General features: G+C 65.2%; 22 protein-coding genes. 3 read left to right on the forward strand and 19 right to left on the reverse strand.

From position 1 onward, the window contains the following. From ccmE to ccmA, 5 genes are read right to left on the reverse strand one after another with little or no spacing between them, the layout of a single operon-like run. Complete coding sequence (ccmE, locus tag NJF35_RS22760) at positions 1-456, reverse strand: cytochrome c maturation protein CcmE (protein ID WP_253091502.1); 456 nt, start codon at positions 454-456, stop codon at positions 1-3. After that, on the reverse strand, positions 453-629 hold the full coding sequence (gene ccmD / locus NJF35_RS22765) for a heme exporter protein CcmD (protein WP_084858204.1): 177 nt from the start codon (positions 627-629) through the stop codon (positions 453-455). The genes ccmE and ccmD overlap by 4 nt, the downstream gene beginning before the upstream one ends. Next, positions 626-1,393, reverse strand: coding sequence for a heme ABC transporter permease (locus tag NJF35_RS22770; RefSeq protein WP_225789271.1), 768 nt, complete (start codon positions 1,391-1,393; stop codon positions 626-628). Before NJF35_RS22770 ends, ccmD begins: the two co-directional genes overlap by 4 nt. Positions 1,394-1,439: 46 nt before the next feature. Continuing rightward, positions 1,440-2,108 (reverse strand): heme exporter protein CcmB, encoded by a 669-nt coding sequence (gene ccmB, locus NJF35_RS22775; protein ID WP_225789272.1) that lies wholly within the window; start codon positions 2,106-2,108, stop codon positions 1,440-1,442. Next, a complete protein-coding gene (gene ccmA, locus NJF35_RS22780) occupies positions 2,105-2,737 on the reverse strand; it encodes a cytochrome c biogenesis heme-transporting ATPase CcmA (RefSeq protein ID WP_253091503.1) in 633 nt (210 codons plus the stop codon). The genes ccmB and ccmA overlap by 4 nt, the downstream gene beginning before the upstream one ends. A gap of 252 nt (positions 2,738-2,989) precedes the next feature. Between ccmA and NJF35_RS22785 the strand changes: the two genes are divergently transcribed. The 3 genes from NJF35_RS22785 to NJF35_RS22795 all read left to right on the forward strand — a co-directional run bounded on the left by NJF35_RS22785 (position 2,990) and on the right by NJF35_RS22795 (position 7,708). Next, entirely contained in the window at positions 2,990-4,546 is a 1,557-nt protein-coding gene (locus tag NJF35_RS22785; RefSeq protein WP_225789274.1) for a flagellar hook-length control protein FliK, read from the forward strand. Beyond that, the gene (locus NJF35_RS22790) at positions 4,543-4,875 is read left to right on the forward strand and encodes an EscU/YscU/HrcU family type III secretion system export apparatus switch protein (RefSeq protein WP_225789275.1); all 333 of its coding nucleotides are present in this window, start codon (positions 4,543-4,545) and stop codon (positions 4,873-4,875) included. Before NJF35_RS22785 ends, NJF35_RS22790 begins: the two co-directional genes overlap by 4 nt. Before the next feature lie 136 nt (positions 4,876-5,011). Next, positions 5,012-7,708, forward strand: coding sequence for a dermonecrotic toxin domain-containing protein (locus NJF35_RS22795; RefSeq protein ID WP_253091504.1), 2,697 nt, complete (start codon positions 5,012-5,014; stop codon positions 7,706-7,708). A gap of 35 nt (positions 7,709-7,743) precedes the next feature. On the opposite strand, the gene NJF35_RS22800 is transcribed toward NJF35_RS22795, so the two are convergent. From NJF35_RS22800 to flhA, 14 genes are all read right to left on the reverse strand, one after another. Further along, entirely contained in the window at positions 7,744-8,139 is a 396-nt protein-coding gene (locus NJF35_RS22800) for a DUF2802 domain-containing protein (protein ID WP_225789277.1), read from the reverse strand. Between the two features lies 1 nt (position 8,140). Beyond that, a complete protein-coding gene (locus tag NJF35_RS22805) occupies positions 8,141-8,620 on the reverse strand; it encodes a chemotaxis protein CheW (protein ID WP_003254393.1) in 480 nt (159 codons plus the stop codon). A gap of 67 nt (positions 8,621-8,687) precedes the next feature. Further along, positions 8,688-9,527, reverse strand: coding sequence for a CheW domain-containing protein (locus NJF35_RS22810; RefSeq protein ID WP_225789278.1), 840 nt, complete (start codon positions 9,525-9,527; stop codon positions 8,688-8,690). Then, positions 9,527-10,315, reverse strand: a complete 789-nt coding sequence (locus NJF35_RS22815) for a ParA family protein (RefSeq protein ID WP_225789279.1) — start codon at positions 10,313-10,315, stop codon at positions 9,527-9,529. The genes NJF35_RS22810 and NJF35_RS22815 overlap by 1 nt, the downstream gene beginning before the upstream one ends. Positions 10,316-10,394: 79 nt before the next feature. Further along, the gene (gene motD / locus NJF35_RS22820) at positions 10,395-11,252 is read right to left on the reverse strand and encodes a flagellar motor protein MotD (protein WP_225789280.1); all 858 of its coding nucleotides are present in this window, start codon (positions 11,250-11,252) and stop codon (positions 10,395-10,397) included. 3 nt (positions 11,253-11,255) lie between these two features. Next, positions 11,256-11,996, reverse strand: a complete 741-nt coding sequence (locus NJF35_RS22825) for a flagellar motor protein (RefSeq protein ID WP_225789281.1) — start codon at positions 11,994-11,996, stop codon at positions 11,256-11,258. Next, positions 11,996-13,120 carry a chemotaxis response regulator protein-glutamate methylesterase gene (locus NJF35_RS22830; RefSeq protein WP_225789282.1) on the reverse strand — a complete coding sequence of 375 codons (1,125 nt, stop codon included), beginning with the start codon at positions 13,118-13,120 and terminating at the stop codon, positions 11,996-11,998. The genes NJF35_RS22825 and NJF35_RS22830 overlap by 1 nt, the downstream gene beginning before the upstream one ends. A gap of 45 nt (positions 13,121-13,165) precedes the next feature. Beyond that, positions 13,166-15,412 carry a chemotaxis protein CheA gene (locus tag NJF35_RS22835; protein WP_253091505.1) on the reverse strand — a complete coding sequence of 749 codons (2,247 nt, stop codon included), beginning with the start codon at positions 15,410-15,412 and terminating at the stop codon, positions 13,166-13,168. Positions 15,413-15,424: 12 nt separating this feature from the next. Then, a complete protein-coding gene (locus NJF35_RS22840) occupies positions 15,425-16,213 on the reverse strand; it encodes a protein phosphatase CheZ (RefSeq protein WP_225789284.1) in 789 nt (262 codons plus the stop codon). Positions 16,214-16,231: 18 nt separating this feature from the next. Further along, positions 16,232-16,606 (reverse strand): chemotaxis response regulator CheY, encoded by a 375-nt coding sequence (locus NJF35_RS22845; protein WP_225789285.1) that lies wholly within the window; start codon positions 16,604-16,606, stop codon positions 16,232-16,234. 103 nt (positions 16,607-16,709) lie between these two features. Next, positions 16,710-17,450, reverse strand: a complete 741-nt coding sequence (gene fliA, locus NJF35_RS22850) for an RNA polymerase sigma factor FliA (RefSeq protein ID WP_225789286.1) — start codon at positions 17,448-17,450, stop codon at positions 16,710-16,712. Continuing rightward, positions 17,447-18,280 (reverse strand): flagellar synthesis regulator FleN, encoded by an 834-nt coding sequence (gene fleN, locus NJF35_RS22855; protein ID WP_011534890.1) that lies wholly within the window; start codon positions 18,278-18,280, stop codon positions 17,447-17,449. The genes fliA and fleN overlap by 4 nt, the downstream gene beginning before the upstream one ends. Before the next feature lie 90 nt (positions 18,281-18,370). Beyond that, a complete protein-coding gene (flhF, locus tag NJF35_RS22860; RefSeq protein ID WP_225789287.1) occupies positions 18,371-19,681 on the reverse strand; it encodes a flagellar biosynthesis protein FlhF in 1,311 nt (436 codons plus the stop codon). Positions 19,682-19,692: 11 nt separating this feature from the next. Further along, the gene (flhA, locus tag NJF35_RS22865; protein WP_225789288.1) at positions 19,693-21,822 is read right to left on the reverse strand and encodes a flagellar biosynthesis protein FlhA; all 2,130 of its coding nucleotides are present in this window, start codon (positions 21,820-21,822) and stop codon (positions 19,693-19,695) included. Positions 21,823-22,346 lie beyond the last annotated feature (524 nt).

Below are 22,346 nucleotides of genomic sequence, written 5' to 3' on the forward strand. Positions count from 1 at the left end.
TCATGGCTTGGCCTCCCCACCGGCAGCGGCCTGGCCGCGTTCCTTCAGCGCCTTGGTGACCTCCGGCGGCATGTACTTCTCATCGTGCTTGGCCAGGACCTCATCGGCCACCACCACGCCGTCGGCGTTGAGCTTGCCCAGGGCGACGATGCCCTGCCCTTCGCGGAACAGGTCCGGCAGGATGCCACGGTAGGTGATCGGCACCGACTTGTTGAAGTCGGTGACCACGAAACGCACGTCCAGCGAGTCGGCCGAGCGCTGCACCGAGCCCTGCTCGACCATGCCGCCGGCGCGGATGCGGGTGTCCAGCGGCGCCTCGCCGTTGGCGATCTGGGTCGGGGTGTAGAACAGGTTGATGTTCTGCTGCAGGGCGCTCAGGGCGAAACCGACGGCGACGGCGACACCGACCATCAGGCCGAGGATGAGCAACAGGCGTTTCTTGCGCTGCGGATTCACTGGTTGTTCTCCCGGCGCAGACGGCGCGCCTCTTCTTGCAGGTAGCGACGGCGGGCCAGCAGGGGCGCGGCGACATTGAGCGCCAGCACCGCCAGGCAGATGCCATAGGCCGACCAGACGTACAGGCCATGGTGGCCCATGGCGAGAAAATCCCCGAAGGACGCGAAACTCATTGCGCGGCCCTCCGCCCCAGGCTGTTCAACACTTCCTCCCTGACCCAACTGGCGCGCGCCTCGCGCTTGAGCACCTCGAGGCGCATGCGCAGCAGCAGCACGGCACCGAAGAAGCAGTAGAAACCCAAGACCGTCAGCAACAGCGGCAGCCACATCTCGGCGGGCATGGCCGGCTTCTCGGTGAGGGTGAAGGTGGCACCCTGGTGCAGGGTGTTCCACCACTCCACCGAGTACTTGATGATCGGGATGTTCACCACGCCGACGATCGCCAGCACCGCACAGGCCTTGGCCGCGCTGTCGCGGTTGCTGATCGCCTGGCCCAGGGCGATGATGCCGAAGTACAGGAACAGCAGGATGAGCATGGAGGTCAGGCGGGCATCCCAGACCCACCAGCTGCCCCAGGTCGGCTTGCCCCAGATCGCCCCGGTGACCAGCGCCACCGCGGTCATCCAGGCGCCGATGGGCGCCGCGCATTGCAGGGCGACGTCGGCCAGTTTCATCTTCCACACCAGGCCGACGATGCCGGCCACCGCCAGCAGCACATAGCAGGATTGCGCCAGCATGGCCGCCGGCACATGGATGTAGATGATGCGGAAGCTGTTGCCCTGCTGGTAGTCCTGGGGCGCGAAGGCCAGCCCCCAGGCGATGCCGACCAGCAGCAGGACAATGGCGGAGACGGTCAGCCATGGCAGCATGCGGCCGCTGATGGCATAGAACCATTTGGGGGAACCCAGCTTGTGGAACCACGTCCAGCTTATTTTCATCAGGGTACATCCAGGGTATTTGCCGGGCTTGGAAGCCCGGGACTCGTTATTCGCCGACGCTGATCTTCAGGCCGGCCGCTATCGCAAAAGGTGCCAATGTCACCGCCAGGGCAGCCAGGCTGGCGAGCCAGAGCAGGTGGCCGGTGGCCGGCATATTCTGCAACGCCGCTTGCAAGGCGCCACTGCCCAGGATCAATACCGGGATATACAGCGGCAGGATCAGCAACGCCAGCAACAGGCCACCGCGCTTGAGGCCGACCGTCAGTGCCGCCCCTACCGCGCCCAACAGGCTCAGCACCGGCGTACCCAGCAGCAGCGAGCCCAGCAGCACCGGCAGGCAGTGGGCCGGCAGGCCGAGCATCAGCGCCAGCAGTGGTGCCAACAATACCAGCGCCAGCCCGGAAAAGATCCAGTGCGCCAGCACCTTGGCCAGCACCAGCAACGCCAGCGGGTGCGGCGACAGTACCCACTGCTCCAGCGAGCCGTCCTCGAAATCGCTGCGAAACAGGCCGTCCAGCGAGAGCAGCACGGCCAAGAGCGCCGCGACCCAGACCAGCCCCGGCGACAAGGTTTGCAACAATTGTGTCTCAGGACCGACCGCCAGTGGAAACAAGGCGACGACGATCGCGAAGAACACCAAGGGATTGGCCAGCTCCGCCGGCCGGCGACACAGCAGGCGCGCCTCGCGCCGCACCAACAAGACGAATACGCTCATGCCGCCCACTGCCCCAGGTTCAGTTCACGGTAACCCGATGGCTTGCACTCGAGGTGGTGATGGGTGGTCAGTACCACCGTCCCGCCCTGCTCGCAGTGAGCGGCCAGGTGCGCCTCGAGCTGGGCCACGCCTTGCTTGTCGAGGGCGGTGAAGGGTTCGTCGAGTATCCACAGCGGCGGGCTGTCCAGGTACAACCGGGCCAATGCCACGCGGCGCTGCTGCCCGGCGGACAGGGTATGGCACGGCACATCCTCGAAACCGCGCAAGCCCACGGCGGCGAGTGCCTGCCAGATGGCCCCGGCAGTCGCCGGCCGGTGCAAGGCGCACAGCCAAGCGAGGTTTTCCTCGGCGGTGAGCAGGTCCTTGATGCCGGCGGCGTGGCCGATCCACAGGAGGATGCTGGCCAGGGCATGGCGCTGTTCGGCCAGGGGCTGGCCACCGAGCAGGATCTGCCCGGCGGTGGGCTGCATCAGCCCGGCCAGCAGGCGCAGCAGGCTGGTCTTGCCGCTGCCGTTGGGGCCGCTGACCTGCAGCATGTCGCCGGGGCCCAGCTCGAAGTGCAGGTGCTCGAAGAGCAGGCGCCAGTCGCGCTCGCAGGCCAGGCCCGCGGCTTGGAGGTGAAGGGGCACGGTTTCGCCTTATTCAGTGTGGGGGCCATGATCGGTGTCGTCTGGCTTCGCGGACAAGCCCGCTCCCACAGGGTCTGCACTGTATCCTGTAGGAACGGGCTTGCCCGCCAAGCAGGCGGCACCGGCCGAAGCCTTTGTCTCAAGTCGCTTCTGGCCCTGCCGTTATAGTGGCAATGGCAGGCAGCGTGGCTGGCATTATTACATGCGATGTCCCGCTGCCAAGAGGGCCAGGCCCACAGGTTGTATACAATCATGACTGAAATCAATAGTCTCGGCGCACAAACAGCGGTAGGTCTGCAAGCAGGCAAAGCCGCCATGACCGGCGAACTGCTGCGCCTGCTGCAACCGCAGCCAGGCCTGCTGGCGCCAGGCGAGACCGCCAGGGCCGAGGTGATGGCCCTGCGCCAGGTGGGCCAGGACTTCCAACTGTTGCTGCGCCTGATCCAGGCCAATGGCAGCCAGGTGCAACTGCAAGCCACTGCCAGCCAGCCGCTGCCCCAGGGCAGCCTGGTGACCGTCAGCCAGACCGAGAGCAACCGCCTCGCCGTCATGGTGCAACAGGTCAATGCCAACAACGTCGCCACCCTCACCCGCCTGGATAACACCCAGGTCCCCGTCGGTACCCTGCTGCAAGGCAAGGTCCTGACCAGCCAGGCACTTGCGCAGCTCCCGGGCGAGGCCGCCAGCTTTCGCTCCCTGGTCACGTTGCTCAACAGCAGCCAGGCCGGCGCCACCCTGACCATCGACAGCCCACGCGCGTTGCCGGTGGGCAGCCTGCTTAGCGCCGTGGTACAGGGCGACCAGTCGCTGCGCTTCGTGCCTTTGAGCGGCCGCCAGGAGCAACTGAGCATCGCGCAGCAACTGATCAGCCAACAAGGCCGGCAAGCGTCGTTGCCGGGGCTGCTCAATGCCCTGCAACAGGTCGCCCTCGACCCAGGCGGCGTTGGAACGCTGCGCGCCACTGCCGAACAGCTGCTGGCCAGCCTGCCCGATGCGCGCCAACTCGGTGAAGCCAAGGCCGTTGCCCAGGCACTGAACAACAGTGGCGCCTTTCTCGAGGCCAAGCTGCTCGGCGGCCTCTCCACCGAACTGGCCACGGACCTGAAGGCGCAATTGCTCCGCTTGATGGCTCAAGCATCGGGGAATGGGCCCTTCCTCGCCTCGACGAGTGCCTCGACATTGACCCAAGTCATGCCCGCCATGGCCCGAGGCGCCCTGGGCATGCTCGAACGGGTCGGCCCAAGGCAGCAACCTGGGACGTTTCCGCTCCCTTCCCGGCTGTTGCAGGCCATGGAAAACGAAGGCGACCTGCAGCAGTTGCTGCGCCTGGCCGCCGCCGCTATCGCGCGCCTGCAGAGCCATGCCTTGAGCAGCCTGCAGCAAAGCGCAACCTTGGAAAACGGCAACCTGCAAACCACCTGGCAAACCGAAATCCCCATCCGCCATGGCCAGGAGTTCATCCCCTTGCAGGCCAAGTTGCAGCGCGAGGAAACGCCGCAACAACACGCCGACCGCCAGCGGGAGCCGCAGGATCCGCTGCAAGCGTTGTGGCGTATCGAACTGGCCTTCGACCTTGCCCTCTTGGGGCCCTTGCAGGTCCAGGCGCAACTGAGCCAAGGCCGGCTGTCTGGCCAGTTGTGGGCAGAACGCGAGCAGACCGCGAAGTTGATCGACAGCCAGCTCGGCGGACTGCGCGAACGCCTGCTGGCCCGCGGGCTGGATGTCGGCGACCTGGAATGCCACCCCGGCATCCCACCACAGGGGCCCCGTACACGGGTGGAACAACGCTGGGTGGACGAGACCGCATGAGCAGCACACAACCCCGTCAGGCCATCGCCCTGAGCTACGACGGCCAAGAAGCCCCGACCCTGAGCGCCAAGGGCGAGGACGAACTGGCCGAAGCCATCCTCGCCATCGCCCGCGAGCACGAAGTCCCCATCTACGAAAATGCCGAACTGGTACGCCTGCTGGCACGCCTGGAACTGGGCGAGCAGATCCCCGAGGCGCTGTACCTGACCATCGCCGAGATCATCGCCTTCGCCTGGCAGTTGCGGGGCAAGGTGCCGGACGGTTTCAGCGACCAGGCGCCCTCGCCCCGTGACGTGACGCCGCCAACGCTGACACTGCCAGTTGATTGAAGCTGCATCCGCAAGAACAACCTCGATCACAGGCACTGCCCGTCATCGATCGAACCGGGCGACATAGGTAATTACCGCCCCACCCTCCTGCTACCGGGACATGCTCGCGCCTCCTTGACCCACACAGGTGCTCCCCATGTCCCTACCTTACGTAAATGCCAGCGGCGTCCAGTTCGTGCGCAACCACCTGCAACACATCCCAAGGCCCGATCGGCACGCGGCCGAGGCGATCCGTGACTGGGCATCCCAACAGGGCTTCCCACTCGATCCGGACCAGACAGAGGTGGTAACCCTGCACTACCGTGGCCAGCAGGCCGTGATCATCGACCGTCAGCCCCTCACCCACGCGGTGCTCTCGAACTGGCAGGGCGAAACCAGCAAGGACCTGGTCGGGCAACTGTTGCCAGGGCACTGGGCAGGTACCTTGCCCCAAGGCCCATTGCAACTGGTCGATGAGTTACCCAAGCCTGGCCCGCTGGACAACAGTGCGCCCTACAGCGTGTTCAACGGCTTGTTTCGCGTGACCTCCCCCGCTCGCTATGACGCCACCACCCACCTGCCAGTCGACGTAGAGGCCATGCAGAAGTTCATCTGGTCGTTGGACTTCCATGCTCGCTACAAATCGATGCTGGACGATTACTGGACGCATGCCCTGAAGAGCCACCAGGTCGCGGCACGCATCAACTTCATCGCGGCCTGCAACAAACAGGTGCTGCAGGGCTCCTTGAGCGAAGCCGGGCGCAAGCTGGCCTGGCAGGCGGCCGACCTGATGCCACGCACGCCTGGGTTACGCGTCCGACCGCTGAATGTGTATGGCTACACCGCCACCGACATACTCTGCATCACCGACAGGGCCAGCCCTGAAGCCCTGCTGTACCTGCCAGGCAACGCCTTCCCGCTGCATGAATTCAGCACCCGGGCCGCCCTGCAAGACTGGTTCGGCCGACAATGCCAGAGCGACGAGAAACGCCAGATACTGCGCCAGCACTTCGCCCTGGCCGATACACCAGACGGGTTGGACTTCAGCGGCCTGGACACCGCATTGGCGGGCCTGGGAGCGTACCCCGCGCTTCATTGGCGCTCACCCAATCGTCCAGGCTTCACCACCGATGGCCCCTGGTCGCCTGGTGACTTCGTCAATTACCGAGCGACCAAATACAGCCCTCCGATCAAGGGCGACCTGTTCGAAGCGCTCACTGAACGCCAGCGCCAGCGCAGCTATGCCGATGCCGACTTCATCATCACCAGCGACAGCGAGGTGACCAAGGCCAAGTGGCGAGGCTACCTGACCACCTCGATCAATCTGCTGGCGCCCTTGGCGCTGGTGGTACCGGAACTGGCCCCCCTGTTCGCCTTGGGTGGGGTTGCCCAGTTCGGCCTGGGGCTCGACCAGGCCATCCATGGCAAATCGCTCGCGGACAAGGCCGATGGCGTGCAGAACATCGAGTTTGGCCTGATGAACGCAGCGCCGCTGGTTCTCACTGGCCTTTCCAAGGCCCAGCAGCTCTACCCACCCAAGGGCGACGGTTTTGTATTCCCCACGCGGGTCAACGGGCAACTGGGCTACCCCTTGAGCCCCATGATGCCGCCACACCTGCCCGAACCGTCCCTGCAATTCTTCGAACCGACGGTGGAGCCGCTGCCTGATGGCGATCCGGTCACTGCACGCTGGGTGGTCAGGCTCCCCTTGGCCGAGGACAGCCCGGCACAATTGCAAAGCATGCTCGGCAACTACAACACGAATGTGCTCTACAGCGCCGAGTACGATGCGTTCATTTCCGACATGGATGTCAATGAGGTGGACCCCACCTATTACCAGGTGTCCGATAGCCATCGCGGGTTGGTGCGGATCGACATCGGAGAACGGCCGGTAACCGACCAGATGCGCATGCGCAGCCTGCGGGCCATGGGCGTGGATCTGCAGTTACCGATCGCGCTGCCCCGAGTCGAGGCGCAGATGCTGCAGCCGATCCCGAAACAGATCCTCAGTATCTGGGTGGGCGACAAGGTGATCCCTTCCGATCTGCTCGCTACGCTGGCCAGCAACAGCCGCCGCCTGACATCCAGCCAGTACCAGTTGAAGCTGTTCCTGTCGAACGCAAGCCCGGCCGCCTTCGAGAAGAATCTGCAACTGCTGGGCGCACAGGCACCGAACATCCGTGTCCTGCCCCTGGAGGAGCAGCCGTTCTACCGCGCTTTCAGCGAAGGCCCGAATTTCGCTCAATACCAACACGCGCTCAACGGCAACGGCGCCAACTTCGCCTCGGCCTCGGATGTGTTGCGCTATCCGCTGCTCGAGCATGAAGGCGGCCTGTACCTGGACGTCGACGACCTTCTACTACCAGCACCTGATGTCCCTGAACAAGCCGCCCTCGACAACCTGACATTGGCCACGTCCCCCGACGGCGTGCTGCTCGGCGCACCGGTGAGCAACGAGGCACTGGGTATGCACTGCCAGTACAACACCAACATGCTCGGCAGCCATCCCAACAACCCGACACTGCGCGCCATTTCGCAGGAGATGCACGCACGCTACCAGGCCGATCGAACCTTCTACGACAGCAAGCCCCAGGCAGGCGACGCCGCCTTCGACCGCTATGCCCTGCGCCTGAGCAACCTGACCGGGCCTGGCCTGGTCAACCGCGTGCTCGACCAGCACCTGCCCCGGCTGCGCATGATCCGCCAGATCGCTAACTTGCGTACCCTGCCCCAGAGCGACCCGAACTACCTGCTGCTGAATGTCGATGCCGACCTTCGCCAGGCGATGATCAGCGACCTGCCACTGACCGGTGTCGCGCAGATCGGCAACTATCATTCCTGGAGCCGCCCCTGATACGCCGAGGGCGACTTTCGTCGCCCTCGATCCTCTCATTCGCCGCGATGCAACTTGCTCATCAGCTCCGCCTCGGCCTGGGTCAGGCCGCAGCTCTGGGTCAGCTCCTCGACGCTGGCCCCCATCCCCACCAGCTTGGCCGCCTGGGTGAAGGTCACGCTGCTGGGGTCGCGCTGCTCCAGTTGCTGGAGCCTGTCGGGCAAGGGCGCGACCACCGCGCGCAGCTCATGGATGGCCTCGCCCATGCGCACGCTGCCGTTCTGGTAGTCGTCCAGGCGCTTGGCCAGGTCCTTGATGCGCTGGTCGCGCAGCGCATCGCCCTGGGCCTGCTGGGCGGCCAGCTCGCGCTGGCGCTTGCTGTAGTTGAGGAAGAACCACAGGCTCAGCGCCCAGAGCAGCGCCAGGAAGATGACAGCAACCTCGAAGATCAACTCAGATGTTCTCCAGCTCGGACCACTCTTCCTCGGTCATCATCTTGTCGAGCTCGACCAGGATCAGCAGTTCGCCGTTCTTGTTGCACACGCCCTGGATGAACTTGGCCGATTCCTCGTTGCCAACGTTGGGCGCGGTCTCGATCTCCGACTGACGCAGGTAGACCACCTCGGCCACGCTGTCGACCAGGATGCCGACCACCTGCTTGTCTGCCTCGATGATCACGATGCGGGTGTTGTCGGTGACCTCGGTCGGCATCAGGCCGAAACGCTGGCGGGTGTCGATCACCGTGACCACGTTGCCACGCAGGTTGATGATGCCCAGCACGTAGCTCGGCGCGCCCGGCACCGGGGCGATCTCGGTGTAGCGCAGGACTTCCTGCACCTGCATGACGTTGATGCCATAGGACTCGTTGTCCAGGCGGAAGGTTACCCACTGCAGGATCGGATCTTCGGAACCTTGTGCAGACGACTTTTTCATTCCCCTACCCCTCAAAATCCGCCATCGGCGGTGTGCTCGGTATCGCCGCGGCAGTGGCGGCGTTCATTCATTGCGGTTTGGCATGCAACTGCTTGACGGCGCCGCTGGCGATCAGCTCGGCCAGTTCGGCGACGTCGAGCAAGGCGCACATGTGTTCGATCACCGTGCCGGCCAGCCACGGGCGCTGGCCACGCTGGCTGCGCCACTTGATCTCGGCCGGGTCCAGGCGCAGGGAGCGGCTGACCTGGTGCACGGCCAACCCCCATTCATAGCCCTGGACGGAAATCACGTACTGCAAGCCCTGACGGAAGTCTTCGCGATAGCGCTCGGGCATGACCCAGCGTGCGGTGTCCAGGACCTTGAGGTTGCCCGCCTGGCAACTGAGGATGCCGAGGAACCAGTCCGGCTGGCCGAACAACGGTGTCAGCTCCTGGCCGGCCAGACTGTAGATCGAGCCCAGGCACACCAGCGGCACCGCCAGGGTCAGGCCGGCGACATCGAACAGCAGGCATTCGAACGGCTCCGCCGCCCAGGCTGGGCGGCCATCCACGGTGGCCGGCGGGCGTGGCGCGCCCGGCGCAGGCAGGTGCACATCGACCAGTGGCGCTACCGGCTCGGCAGCCGGGGCCTGGGGCACTATCGGAGGGCTGGCCGGGGCCATCGCCTCGGACATGACAACGCTGAGTACCGGCTGCGGGGCGGGCGCCGCCTGTTGTCGCTGGGCGTCACGGGCCTGTTCCTCGCGCACCGCCGCGGCGAACCCGTCGTCGGTGGCGGCCGGCTCGTCGACCGGTGCTGGTGCGGCCTCGACGGCCTCGAACGTTTCGGTGGCCTCCTGCAACAGGCCATCGAGATAGGACTGCAGGGCCAGTTGCGGCTTGCTGGTAATCGGCCGGGCTGGGTTCATCAGGCCACCTGCAACGCGGATGTGGAGGTCAGCAGGTGCTTGAGCAGCGCCCGGTAAGCAGTCACCCCACGGCTCTTGCCGTCGAACTGCGAGGGCGTGACGCCGGCCCGGCTGGCATCGCGCAGGCGCGTGTCGACTGGGATGTAACCCTGCCAGACCTGTTCGCCATAGCTGTCGCGCAGCACCTTGAGGGTGCCCAGGGAGGCCTGGGTGCGGCGGTCGAACAGGGTCGGCACGATCACGTACGGCAGCGCCTGGCGCCGCGAGCGGTTGACCATCGCCAGGGTCCCGACCATGCGCTCCAGGCCCTTGACCGCGAGGAACTCAGTCTGCACAGGGATCACCAGTTGCTGGCTGGCGGCCAGGGCATTGACCATCAGCACACCGAGCAGCGGTGGGCTGTCGATCAGGGCGAAGTCGAAATCCTGCCACAGCTGCGCCAGACTCTTGGCGATCACCAGGCCCAGCCCGCTCTGCCCTGGCGACTGGCGCTCCAGCACCGCCAAGGCAGTGCTCGAAGGCAGCAGGGAGATGCGTTGGTCGCTGGTGGGCAGCAGCAATTGCCCGGGCAGCCCCTCGGGTACCACGCCCTTGTGCAGGAACAGGTCGTAGCAGCTGTGCTCCAGGGCATCGGGATCGTGCCCGAAGTAGCTGGTCATCGAGCCGTGCGGGTCGAGGTCGACCACGACCACGCGCTTGCCCGCCTGGGCCAGCAGGCCGGCCAGGGCGATGGTGGTGGTGGTCTTGCCGACACCACCTTTTTGATTGGCTACTGCCCAGACTCTCATCGTGCGTCGCTTCCTCCCGGTGTGGCCGCCTGCCCTGCCGGGAACGGTGTGAAAAATCGGTGACGGGGAATTGACGGGATCATCCCCCCGCCGTCGCTGCAGGCGTTGTCGGTGCACTTTGTGTGCCAGCCCGCCGCAAGGCCGCGTCCGGCGTGGCATTGGCGCTGCCGGAGCCGGTCAGGCTGCGGCGTACTTCGAGGTTGCGGGAAATCACCAGCACCACCCGGCGGTTGCGCGCCCGGCCCTCGGCGCTGTCGTTGCTCGCCACCGGCTGGTACTCGCCATAGCCCACCGAGGCCATGCGCGCCGGGTCGACCCCGTTCATCGCCAGCAGGCGCACGATGCTCGCCGCCCGCGCCGACGACAGCTCCCAGTTGGTCGGGTACTGGGCGGTGCGGATCGGCAGGTTGTCGGTGAAGCCCTCCACGTGCACCGGGTTGGCGAACGGCTTGAGGATCTTCGCCACCTTCTCGACGATCTCGAAGGCGACATCGCTGGGCATGGCATCGCCGCTGCCGAACAGCAGCGCCGAGTTGAGCTCGATCTCCACCCACAGCTCGTTACCGCGCACGGTCATCTGGTCGGACTTGATCAGATCGCCAAAGGCATCGCGGACATCCTCAGAGATACTCTGCAACGGATCGACGCTGCTCTGCGCCAGGCCCGCGTCGGTTTGCTCGCTGTCCTTGACCAGCGGCTCGGCCGGCCTGACGCTGAGCGGGCGCTCCTCGCCGATAGGGATCGGCTTCATGCTCCGCTCGGGGTCGTTGAACACCCCGAGCAGGGCCTGGGAGATCACCTTGTACTTGCCCTCGTTGATCGAGGAGATCGAATACATGACCACGAAGAAGGCGAACAGCAGGGTGATGAAGTCGGCGTACGACACCAACCAACGTTCGTGGTTCTCGTGTTCCTCGGTATGGCGACGGCGCGGCATGGCTTACTCCATGAAGCCTTGCAGCTTCAGCTCGATCGAGCGTGGGTTCTCCCCTTCGGCGATCGACAGCAGGCCTTCCAGGAGCATCTCCCGGTAGCGCGACTGGCGCAGGACGATGGCCTTGAGCTTGTTGGCGACCGGCAGCAGGATCAGGTTGGCGCTGGCCACGCCGTAGATGGTGGCGACGAACGCCACGGCGATGCCGTTGCCCAGTTGCGAAGGGTCGGCCAGGTTGCCCATCACGTGGATCAGGCCCATCACCGCACCGATGATACCGATGGTCGGCGCATAGCCGCCCATGCTCTCGAACACCTTGGCGGCCTGGATGTCGCGGCTCTCCTGGGTCAGGAAGTCGACCTCGAGGATGCTGCGGATGGACTCGGGCTCAGCGCCGTCGACCAGCAGTTGCAGGCCCTTGCGCGCATACGGGTCCGGCTCGGCATCGGCCACCCCCTCCAGGCCCAGCAGGCCTTCCTTGCGCGCGGTCAGGCTCCAGTTGACCACCCGGTCGATACCGCTGGCCAGGTCCACCCGCGGCGGAAAGAAGATCCAGCGAATGATCTGCAGGGAGCGCTTGAACGCCGACAGCGGCGACTGTAACAGCGCTGCCGCCAGGGTGCCGCCCAGCACGATCAGGGCCGCCGGGCCATTGACCAGCGCCCCGACGTGGCCGCCCTCGAGCAGGTTGCCGCCGACGATGGCGACGAAGGCGAGGATCAGACCGATCAGGCTCAGGACATCCATCAGACGCAGGCCTCGACCAGGTGCTTGCCGATCTCGTCCAGGCTGTACACCGCATCGGCCAGGTTGGCCTTGACGATGGCCATGGGCATGCCATAGATCACGCAACTGGCTTCATCCTGGGCCCACACGGTGCTGCCGCCCTGCTTGAGCAGGCGCGCGCCCTCGCGCCCATCGGCACCCATGCCGGTGAGCACCACCGAGAGCACCTTGTCGCCATAGGACTTGGCGGCCGAACCGAAGGTGATGTCCACGCACGGCTTGTAGTTCAGGCGCTCGTCCCCCGGTAGGATCTTCACCGTGCCACGGCCATCGATCATCATCTGCTTGCCACCAGGGGCCAGCAGGGCCAGGCCGGGGCGCAGCACGTCGCCATCCTCGGCTTCCTTGACGCTGATCCTGCACAGTTTGTCCAGGCGTTCGGCGAATGCCTTGGTGAAGGCCGCGGGCATGTGCTGGACCAGCACGATCGGCGCCGGGAAGCTGGCGGGCAGTTGGGTCAGCACCCGTTGCAGCGCCACCGGGCCGCCGGTGGAGGTGCCGATGGCCACCAGCTTGTAGGGCTTGCGCTTGGGCGCTGGCGCATGGGAAGCGGCTGCGGCGGCAGGACGGCTGGCCGGCGTCGGGGCAGCCGCGCGGGCCGGCGCAGGGCTTGCCGGGCTGCCGAGCGGCACATGGCTGGTCGGTGCCACGGCGGCTGCCGGCGTGGCAAAGCCGCCGAAACGACGGTTGCTGCGCGACAGGGTGTGGACCTTCTCGCACAGCAGTTGCTTGACCTTCTCCGGATTGCGCGAGATGTCCTCGAAGTTCTTCGGCAGGTAGTCCACCGCACCGGCATCCAGGGCGTCGAGGGTGACGCGGGCGCCTTCGTGGGTCAGCGAGGAGAACATCAGTACCGGCGTCGGGCAGCGCTGCATGATGTGCCGCACGGCGGTGATGCCATCCATCATGGGCATCTCGTAGTCCATGGTGATGACATCGGGCTTGAGCGCCAGCGCCTGGTCGATCGCTTCCTTGCCGTTGGTCGCGGTACCCACGACCTGGATCGTCGAGTCTGCCGAGAGAATTTCCGAGACACGGCGGCGGAAGAAACCGGAATCATCCACCACCAGGACCTTGACTGCCATAAACACTCCATTAGGCGGCGCAACCGCCAGGGCGCGCCGCCGAAATCAAATACGCCGGGCGGCGTAACGCTTGAGCATGCTCGGTACGTCGAGGATCAGCGCGATGCGACCGTCGCCGGTGATGGTGGCGCCGGACATGCCCGGGGTGCCCTGGAGCATCTTGCCCAGCGGCTTGATCACCACCTCCTCCTGGCCCACCAGCTGGTCGACCACGAAGCCGATGCGCTGGGTGCCGACCGAAAGAATCACCACATGCCCCTCGCGCTGCTCCTCGTGCACCTGGCCCTGGACCAGCCAGCGCTTGAGGTAGAACAGCGGCAGCGCCTTGTCGCGGACGATCACCACCTCCTGGCCGTCGACCACGTTGGTGCGCGACAGGTCCAGGTGGAAGATCTCGTTGACGTTGACCAGCGGGAAGGCGAACGCCTGGTTGCCCAGCATCACCATCAAAGTCGGCATGATCGCCAGGGTCAGCGGCACCTTGATGACGATCTTCGAGCCCTGGCCCTTGGCCGAGAAGATGTTGATCGAGCCGTTGAGCTGGGAAATCTTGGTCTTCACCACGTCCATGCCCACACCACGGCCGGAGACGTCGGAAATCTCGGTCTTGGTCGAGAAGCCCGGGGCGAAGATCAGGTTGTAGCAGTCCGACTCGCTCAGGCGCTCGGCGGCGTCCCTGTCCATCAAGCCCTTCTCCACGGCCTTGGCACGCAGGACGTTGGGGTCCATGCCCTTGCCGTCGTCGGAGATCGACAACAGGATGTGGTCGCCCTCCTGCTCGGCCGACAGCACCACCCGGCCGGTGCGCGCCTTGCCGGCGGCCTCGCGTTCGTCGGGCATCTCCACGCCATGGTCGACGGCGTTGCGCACCAGGTGCACCAGCGGGTCGGCCAGGGCTTCGACGAGGTTCTTGTCCAGGTCGGTCTCTTCGCCGACCAGCTCCAGGTTGATCTCCTTCTTGAGCTGGCGGGCCAGGTCGCGAACCAGGCGCGGGAAGCGGCCGAAGACCTTCTTGATCGGCTGCATGCGGGTCTTCATGACCGCGGTCTGCAGGTCGGCGGTGACCACGTCGAGGTTGGACACGGCCTTGGACATGGCCTCGTCACCGCTGTTCAGGCCCAAGCGGACCAGGCGGTTACGCACCAGCACCAGCTCGCCGACCATGTTCATGATCTCGTCCAGGCGGGCGGTATCGACCCGCACGGTGGTTTCCGCCTCGCTGACCGCGTGCTTGTCGGCAGCCGGCGCCGGGGCACGGGCCGGGGCCGCAGGCTTGTTGGCAGCAGGCGCGGCGGCGGCAGGCTTGACGGCCGGTGCCGACTTGGCAGCGGGCTTGCTTTCGGCCTTGGGCGCACTGGTCGCCGGCGCAGCCGCCACGGCGGCAGGTGCCTCGCCAGCCACTGCGTCGCTGGAGAACTTGCCCTTGCCATGCAACTGGTCGAGCAACGCTTCGAATTCGTGCTCGGAAATGTGCTCGCCGTCGCCCGCCGCCGGGGCAGCGCTGGCCACGGGCGCAGCGGCGCCAGGCAGCGCATCGGCGGCGAAGGTGCCCTTGCCGTGCAACTGGTCGAGCAGCGCCTCGAACTCGGCGTCGGTGATCTCGTCGCCCGCCGGTGCCGCGGCAGAGTCCTGCGGCGCAGTGGCGACGGCTTCCGGGGAGAACTGCCCCTTGCCGTGCAACTGGTCCAGCAGCGACTCGAACTCGGCATCGGTGATCTCGTCGCCTTCGCCGCCGACCGCCTCGCCCTGCCTCTGCTCGGCAGCCTCGGCCTGGGCCTTGACCGCGTCGAGGGAGTCGAGCAGTTGTTCGAATTCGCTATCGGTGATGTCCGCCTCGGCAGCCGGCGCTTCGGCGACCGCTGCCGGCGCCTGCTCAGGGGCCGGCGCCTCGGCCTCGGCTGCGGCAGGCTCTGCCAGGCGCGACAGGGCCGCCAGCAGCTCGGGCGTGGCCGGGGTGACGTCGCTGCGCTCACGCACCTGGCCGAACATGCCATTGACCGTGTCCAGCGCCTCGAGGACCACGTCCATCAGCTCTGCGTCGACCCGGCGCTCCCCTTTGCGCAAGACGTCGAACACGTTCTCGGCGATATGGCAGCACTCCACCAGCTCGTTGAGCTGGAGGAAGCCGGCGCCCCCTTTAACAGTGTGAAAACCGCGAAAGATCGCATTGAGCAGGTCCGCGTCGTCGGGCCGGCTTTCCAGCTCGACCAGTTGCTCGGACAGTTGCTCGAGAATTTCGCCGGCTTCTACCAGGAAATCCTGGAGGATTTCTTCATCGGCGCCGAAGCTCATTGAACGTGCTCCCTAAAAACCCAGGCTGGACAGCAGATCGTCGACATCGTCCTGACCGGACACGACGTCTTCACGCTTATCGGCATGAATCTGCGGACCTTCACCCCGGGCCGGATGTTTTTCTTGATCTTTTTCAGCGCGCAGCTGCTGGTGGTCATGTTCGATACCGGCAAAACGGTCGACCTGGCTTGCCATCAGCACGAGCTTGAGCAGATTGCTTTCGACTTCGGTGACCAACGCGGTCACGCGCTTGATCACCTGGCCGGTCAGGTCTTGATAGTCCTGGGCCAGGAGAATGTCGTTGAGATGGCCTGCGACCTTGCGGTTGCCCTCGACGCTGTGCGTCAGGAAACTGTCGACGCGCTTGACCAGCTCGCGAAACTCCGGCGCGGCGACCTCGCGGCGCATGAAGCGCTGCCAGTCGGCACTCAGGTTCTGGGCTTCGGCGGCCAGGTCGTTGAGCACCGGGGTGCCCGCTTCCACCAGGTCCATGGTGCGGTTGGCGGCGCCCTCGGTGAGCTTGACCACATAGGCCAGGCGCTCGGTGGCGTCGGTGATCTGCGACATTTCCTCGGCCTGCGGCATGCGCGGGTCGATCTGGAAACTGACGATCGCGCTGTGCAACTCGCGGGTGAGCTTGCCGACTTCCTGGTACAGGCCGCGGTCGCGGGTCTGGTTCAGTTGGTGGATCAACTGCACCGCCTCGCCGAACCGGCCGTGCTCGAGGCTCTCGACCAGTTCCTGGGCATGTTTCTTCAGGGTCGATTCGAACTCACCCAGCGACGTGTTTTTCTGCTCCATGGCGCCCCCTGACGTGACTCAACCGTTGACGCGTTCGAAGATCTTCTCGATCTTCTCCTTGAGCACCTGGGCGGTAAAAGGCTTGACCACATAGCCGTTGACCCCGGCCTGGGCCGCTTCGATGATCTGGTCGCGCTTGGCCTCGGCAGTCACCATCAGCACCGGCATGTGTTTGAGGCGGTCATGGGCGCGGACCTTGCGCAGCAGGTCGATGCCGGACATGCCGGGCATGTTCCAGTCGGTCACCAGGAAATCGTAATGGCCGTTTTCCAGCATCGGCAGCGCCGTGGTGCCGTCGTCGGCCTCGTCGGTGTTGGTGAAGCCCAGGTCACGCAACAGGTTCTTGATGATCCGCCGCATCGTCGAAAAGTCGTCAACGATGAGGATTTTCATGTCTTTGTTCAATTAGACCTCCAAGCAGTCCTAGACGCGCTCGGCCCCGAGCACGCATTCAATCAATTGGGCATCATTTACAACGACTGCGGCGAACCTGGCTTCAGCGCGCCCGCCATTCCCCCAGGCGGCTGCGCAGGCGCGCCGCGCACTGGCTGTGCAACTGGCTGACACGCGACTCGCTGACCCCCAGTACCTCACCGATCTCCTTGAGGTTCAGCTCTTCGTCGTAGTACAGCGCCAGTACCAGGCGCTCACGCTCCGGCAGGTTGGCGATCGCATCGGCCAGCGCGGCCTGGAAGCGCTCGTCCTCCAGGTCGCGCGAGGGCTCCAGCTGGCCACTGGCGCCATCCTCGTGGAGCCCTTCGTGCTCGCCGTCCTGCAACAGGTCGTCGAAGCTGAACAGGCGGCTGCCCAAGGTATCGTTCAGGATCCCGTAGTAATCATCGAGACTCAATTGGAGTTCGGCAGCAACTTCATGATCTTTAGCGTCACGGCCGGTACGCGCCTCGACGGCACGTATCGCGTCACTGACCATACGGGTGTTGCGGTGCACCGAGCGCGGCGCCCAGTCGCCCTTGCGGACCTCGTCGAGCATGGCGCCACGGATGCGGATACCAGCGTAGGTCTCGAAGCTGGCGCCCTTGCTGGCATCGTACTTGTTGGCCACTTCCAGCAGGCCGATCATGCCGGACTGGATCAGATCCTCGACCTGCACGCTGGCCGGCAGGCGCGCCAGCAGGTGATAGGCGATGCGCTTGACCAGCGGGGCGTAGCGTTCGACCAGTTCGTACTGGGCATCGCGCGACGCCTTGCTGTACATCTTGAAACCGCTCGCGTTCATAGCACCGGCCCTGCGCTGGTGGGCTGCACCAGGCGCTCGACGAAAAACTCCAGGTGCCCGCGCGGGTTGGCCGGCAACGGCCAGCTGTCGACCTTCTGCGCGATGGCCTTGAACGCCAGCGCACACTTGGACCGCGGGAAAGCCTCGTAGACCGCCCGCTGCTTCTGCACCGCCTTGCGCACGCATTCGTCGTAGGGCACGGCACCGACATACTGCAGCGCGACATCGAGGAAACGATCGGTGACCTTGGTCAACTTGGCGAACAGGTTGCGGCCCTCCTGCGGGCTCTGCGCCATGTTGGCCAGCACGCGAAAACGGTTCATGCCGTAGTCGCGGTTGAGCAGCTTGATCAGGGCGTAGGCGTCGGTGATCGAGGTCGGCTCGTCGCACACCACCAGCAGCACTTCCTGGGCCGCGCGGACGAAGCTGACCACCGAGTCGCCGATGCCGGCGGCGGTGTCGATCACCAGCACGTCGAGGTTGTCGCCGATCTCGCTGAACGCCTGGATCAGGCCGGCATGCTGGGCAGGCGCCAGGTGCACCATGCTCTGGGTGCCAGAGGCGGCCGGGACGATGCGCACGCCACCGGGCCCCTGCAACAGCACGTCGCGCAGTTCGCAGCGGCCTTCGATGACATCGGCCAGGGTGTGCTTGGGCGTGAGGCCCAGCAGGACGTCGACGTTCGCCAGGCCCAGGTCGGCGTCCAGCAGCATGACCCGCCGGCCCAGCTCGGCCAGTGCCAGGGACAGGTTCACTGAAACGTTAGTCTTGCCGACGCCACCTTTGCCACCGGTTACGGCGATCACCTGTACGGGATGCATGCTACCCATGTTCGTTCTTTACCTTGTCTCGCTTGGACCCAGGCCACATGAGGGGCTGAACTCGACCCCCTGATGTAGGTACTTTGCGCTGCACATTCATCAACCCGCGCGCTTGCCAGGGTTGTGATAGAGATCAGCGAACATGTCGGCCATCGCCTCTTCGCTGGGCTCGTCCTGCATTTGCACACTGACTGCGCGGCTGACCAACTGGTGCTTGCGCGGCAGGTGCAGGTCGTCGGGAATGCGCGGCCCATCGGTAAGATAGGCCACCGGCAATTCATGACTGATGGCCAGGCTCAGCACTTCACCGAGGCTGGCCGTTTCATCGAGCTTGGTCAGGATACATCCGGCCAGGCCACAGCGCTTGTAGCTGTGGTAGGCGGCGGTCAGCACCTGCTTCTGGCTGGTGGTTGCCAGCACCAGGTAATTCTTGGCGGCAATGCCGCGCCCGGCAAGGGTTTCCAGTTGCATGCGCAGGGCCGGGTCGCTGGCTTGCAGGCCAGCGGTATCGATCAGCACCACGCGCTTGCGCAGCAACGGCTCCAGCGCCTGGGCCAAGGACTGGCCCGGATCGACGTAGGTCACCGGTACGTTGAGGATGCGCCCCAGTGTCTTGAGCTGCTCCTGGGCACCGATACGGAAGCTGTCCATGCTCACCAGCGCCAGGTTATGCGCGCCGTACTTGAGCACGTAGCGCGCCGCCAGCTTGGCCAGGGTGGTGGTCTTGCCCATGCCGGCCGGGCCGACCATGGCGATCACCCCGCCCTCCTCGATCGGCTCCACCTCTGGAACCTCGATCATCCGCGCCAGGTGCGCCAGGACCATGCGCCAGGCATGCCGTGGTTCGCCGATCTCGGCGGTCAGGTCGAGCAGTTCGCGGGCGATCGGGCCGGACAGGCCGATGCGCTGCAGGCGGCGCCAGAGGTTGGCCTGCTGCGGCTTGCTGCCCTGCAACTGGCTCCAGGCCAGGGAGCCGAGCTGCACTTCGAGCAGCTCGCGCAGCCCCGACAGCTCCGAGCGCATGGCATCGAACAGACGCGGGTCGACGGCAGCCGGAGCCTGCGCGGCGGCAGGCGGCGGCAGGTCGACATGGGGCTCGACCAACGGCTCCGAGGCGGTCAGCGGCAGGCCGGCGAACAATTGGCGGTTACCTTCGTCGGTGTCGTTGCGGCTGCCCAGCTCGGCCTGGGCGGTGGCGATGCGCGACTGGGTCTTGCGCAGTTCGTCCTCGAGCTCGGCATTGGGCACACGTGGGGCCAGGGCGGACAGCTTGTAGTCCAGCGCGGCCGTCAACTCGACACCGCCGGCGATGCGCCGGTTGCCGATGATGGCGGCATCGGCGCCCAGCTCATCGCGGACCAGCTTCATGGCCTGGCGCATATCGGCGGCGAAAAAACGCTTAACTTGCATAACCCACTACCTCAGCCATTGGGGCCCACGGTGGCAACGATGGTGACTTGCTTGTTGTCAGGTATTTCCTGATACGCCAGAACATGCAAATTCGGTACAGCCAGGCGGCCGAATCGCGACAGCATCGCGCGGATCGGGCCCGCTACCAGCAGGATAGCCGGATGGCCCTGCATTTCCTGGCGCTGGGCCGCCTCGATCAACGAACGTTGCAGCTTCTCGGCCATGCTCGGCTCCAGGAGAACACCGTCTTCCTGGCCTTGCCCGGCCCTTTGCAGACTATTGAGCAAAATCTGTTCCAACCTGGGCTCCAGGGTGATCACAGGCAGCTCGGACTCAGTGCCGACAATGCTTTGCACGATAGCGCGACACAATCCGACGCGCACCGCCGCCACCAGCGCGGCGGTATCTTGACTCTTGCCCGCATTGTTGGCGATCGCCTCGGCAATGCTGCGGATATCGCGCACCGGTACCTGCTCGGCGAGCAGGGCCTGCAAGACCTTGAGCAACCCCGACAAGGAAATGACGCCCGGCACCAGCTCCTCGGCCAGCTTGGGCGATGCCTTGGACAGGACCTGCAGCAACTGCTGGACCTCTTCGTGGCCGATCAGTTCGTGGCAGTGCTTCTGCAGGATCTGGTTGAGGTGGGTGGCGACCACGGTGCTGGCGTCCACCACGGTGTAGCCCAGCGACTGGGCCTGGGCGCGCTGGCCGACATCGATCCACACCGCCTCCAGGCCAAAGGCCGGGTCGCGCGCGGCGATGCCGTTGAGCGTACCGAAGACCTGGCCGGGGTTGATCGCCAGTTCCCGGTCTGGGTAGATCTCCGCCTCGGCCAGGATCACCCCCATCAGGGTCAGGCGGTAGGCGCTGGGCTGCAGGTCGAGGTTGTCGCGGATGTGCACGGTAGGCATGAGAAAGCCCAGGTCCTGGGACAGCTTCTTGCGCACCCCCTTGATCCGCGCCAGCAGTTGACCACCCTGGTTGCGGTCGACCAGCGGGATCAGGCGGTAGCCGACCTCCAGGCCGATCATGTCGATCGGTGTCACGTCGTCCCAGCCCAGTTCCTTGGTTTCCAGGGCACGCTGGGGCGATGGCAGCAGATCCTGCTGGCGCTGCGCCTCTTCCTGGGCCTTGACCTTGGCCTGTTGCTGCTTGCGCCAGACCAGGTAGGCTGCGCCCGCAGCCAGCCCGCCCAGGCCGAGGAAGGCAACGTGGGGCATGCCCGGGACCAGGCCGATGACGATCATCAGCGCAGCGGACACCGCCAGGGCCTTGGGCGAATCGAACATCTGCCGGTTGATCAGCTTGCCCATGTCCTCGGAGCTGGAGGCCCGGGTGACCATGATCGCCGCGGCGGTGGAGAGCAGCAGCGACGGCAACTGCGCCACCAATCCGTCACCGATGGTCAGCAGCGCGTAGACCTTGCCCGCCTCGCCGAACGGCATGCCGTGCTGGAGCATGCCGATCAGCATGCCGCCGATCAGGTTGATGAACAGGATCAGCAGGCCGGCGATGGCATCGCCCCGCACGAACTTGCTGGCACCGTCCATCGAGCCGTAGAACTCGGCCTCCTGGGCCACCTCGGCACGGCGCGCCTTGGCCTGGGCCTGGTCGATCAATCCCGCGTTGAGGTCGGCGTCGATGGCCATCTGCTTGCCGGGCATGGCGTCCAGGGTGAAACGCGCGCTCACCTCGGAGATACGCCCGGCCCCCTTGGTCACCACCACGAAGTTGATGATCATGAGGATGGCGAAGACCACCGCGCCGACCACGTAGTTGCCGCCGATCACCACTTCGCCGAAGGCCTGGATCACCTTGCCCGCGGCCTCGTGCCCCTCATGGCCGTGGAGCATCACCACACGGGTCGAGGCGACGTTCAGCGCCAGGCGCAGCAGCGTGGCCACCAGCAGGATGGTGGGAAAGGCGGCGAAGTCCAGCGGGCGCAAGGCATACACGCAGACCAGCAGGACCACGATCGACAGGGCGATGTTGAAGGTGAAGAACACATCGAGCAGGAACGGCGGGATCGGCAACATCATCATTGCCATCATCACCAGCAACAGCAGCGGCACGCCGAGGTTGCCCCGACCGAGGCCGGCCAGGTTGTGTCGGGCGCTGTTGATTAACTGAGTGCGATCCACCGCGAGTCCTCTTCAAGCAAAAACTTTGACGCCTGGAGGGCGCCTGGCGCTGCCTCTGCAAGAAGCTTTCCAACTTTGATAAGTCCCAGGAACGACTACATCAAAGCAGGCCAGATCGCGTAAAGACATAGCCCCGTAGCCAAGCGACAACGCTAAGGCGGGCAACGCCCCAAGACACCTTCAGAGACCAGAGACCAGAGACCAGAGACCAGAGACCAGAGACCAGAGACCAGAGACCAGAGACCAGAGACCAGAGACCAGAGACCAGAGACCAGAGACCAGAGACCAGATTTTACCTCTGCATCAAATGCTCAAAGCGTTCACACGCGAATTGCTAGCAGATAAGGAGTATTGCTCGCAAATATTTGGTGCTACGCGCTACAGATTCTGAATCACCCCGGGTTTCGTGGAGACCGTTTCGTTTAAGTCAGGCCGCCACGGCCTGATCTGTTTGCTGCTGGTGGAAGTTTGCCTCAGCCTCCGCAGGCGGGATATAGCCGATTGAGCTCAGCAGGCGTTGGTGG

This window comes from Pseudomonas guariconensis, assembly GCF_024127895.1.
In the GTDB taxonomy this organism is placed as follows: Bacteria; Pseudomonadota; Gammaproteobacteria; order Pseudomonadales; family Pseudomonadaceae; genus Aquipseudomonas; species Aquipseudomonas guariconensis_B.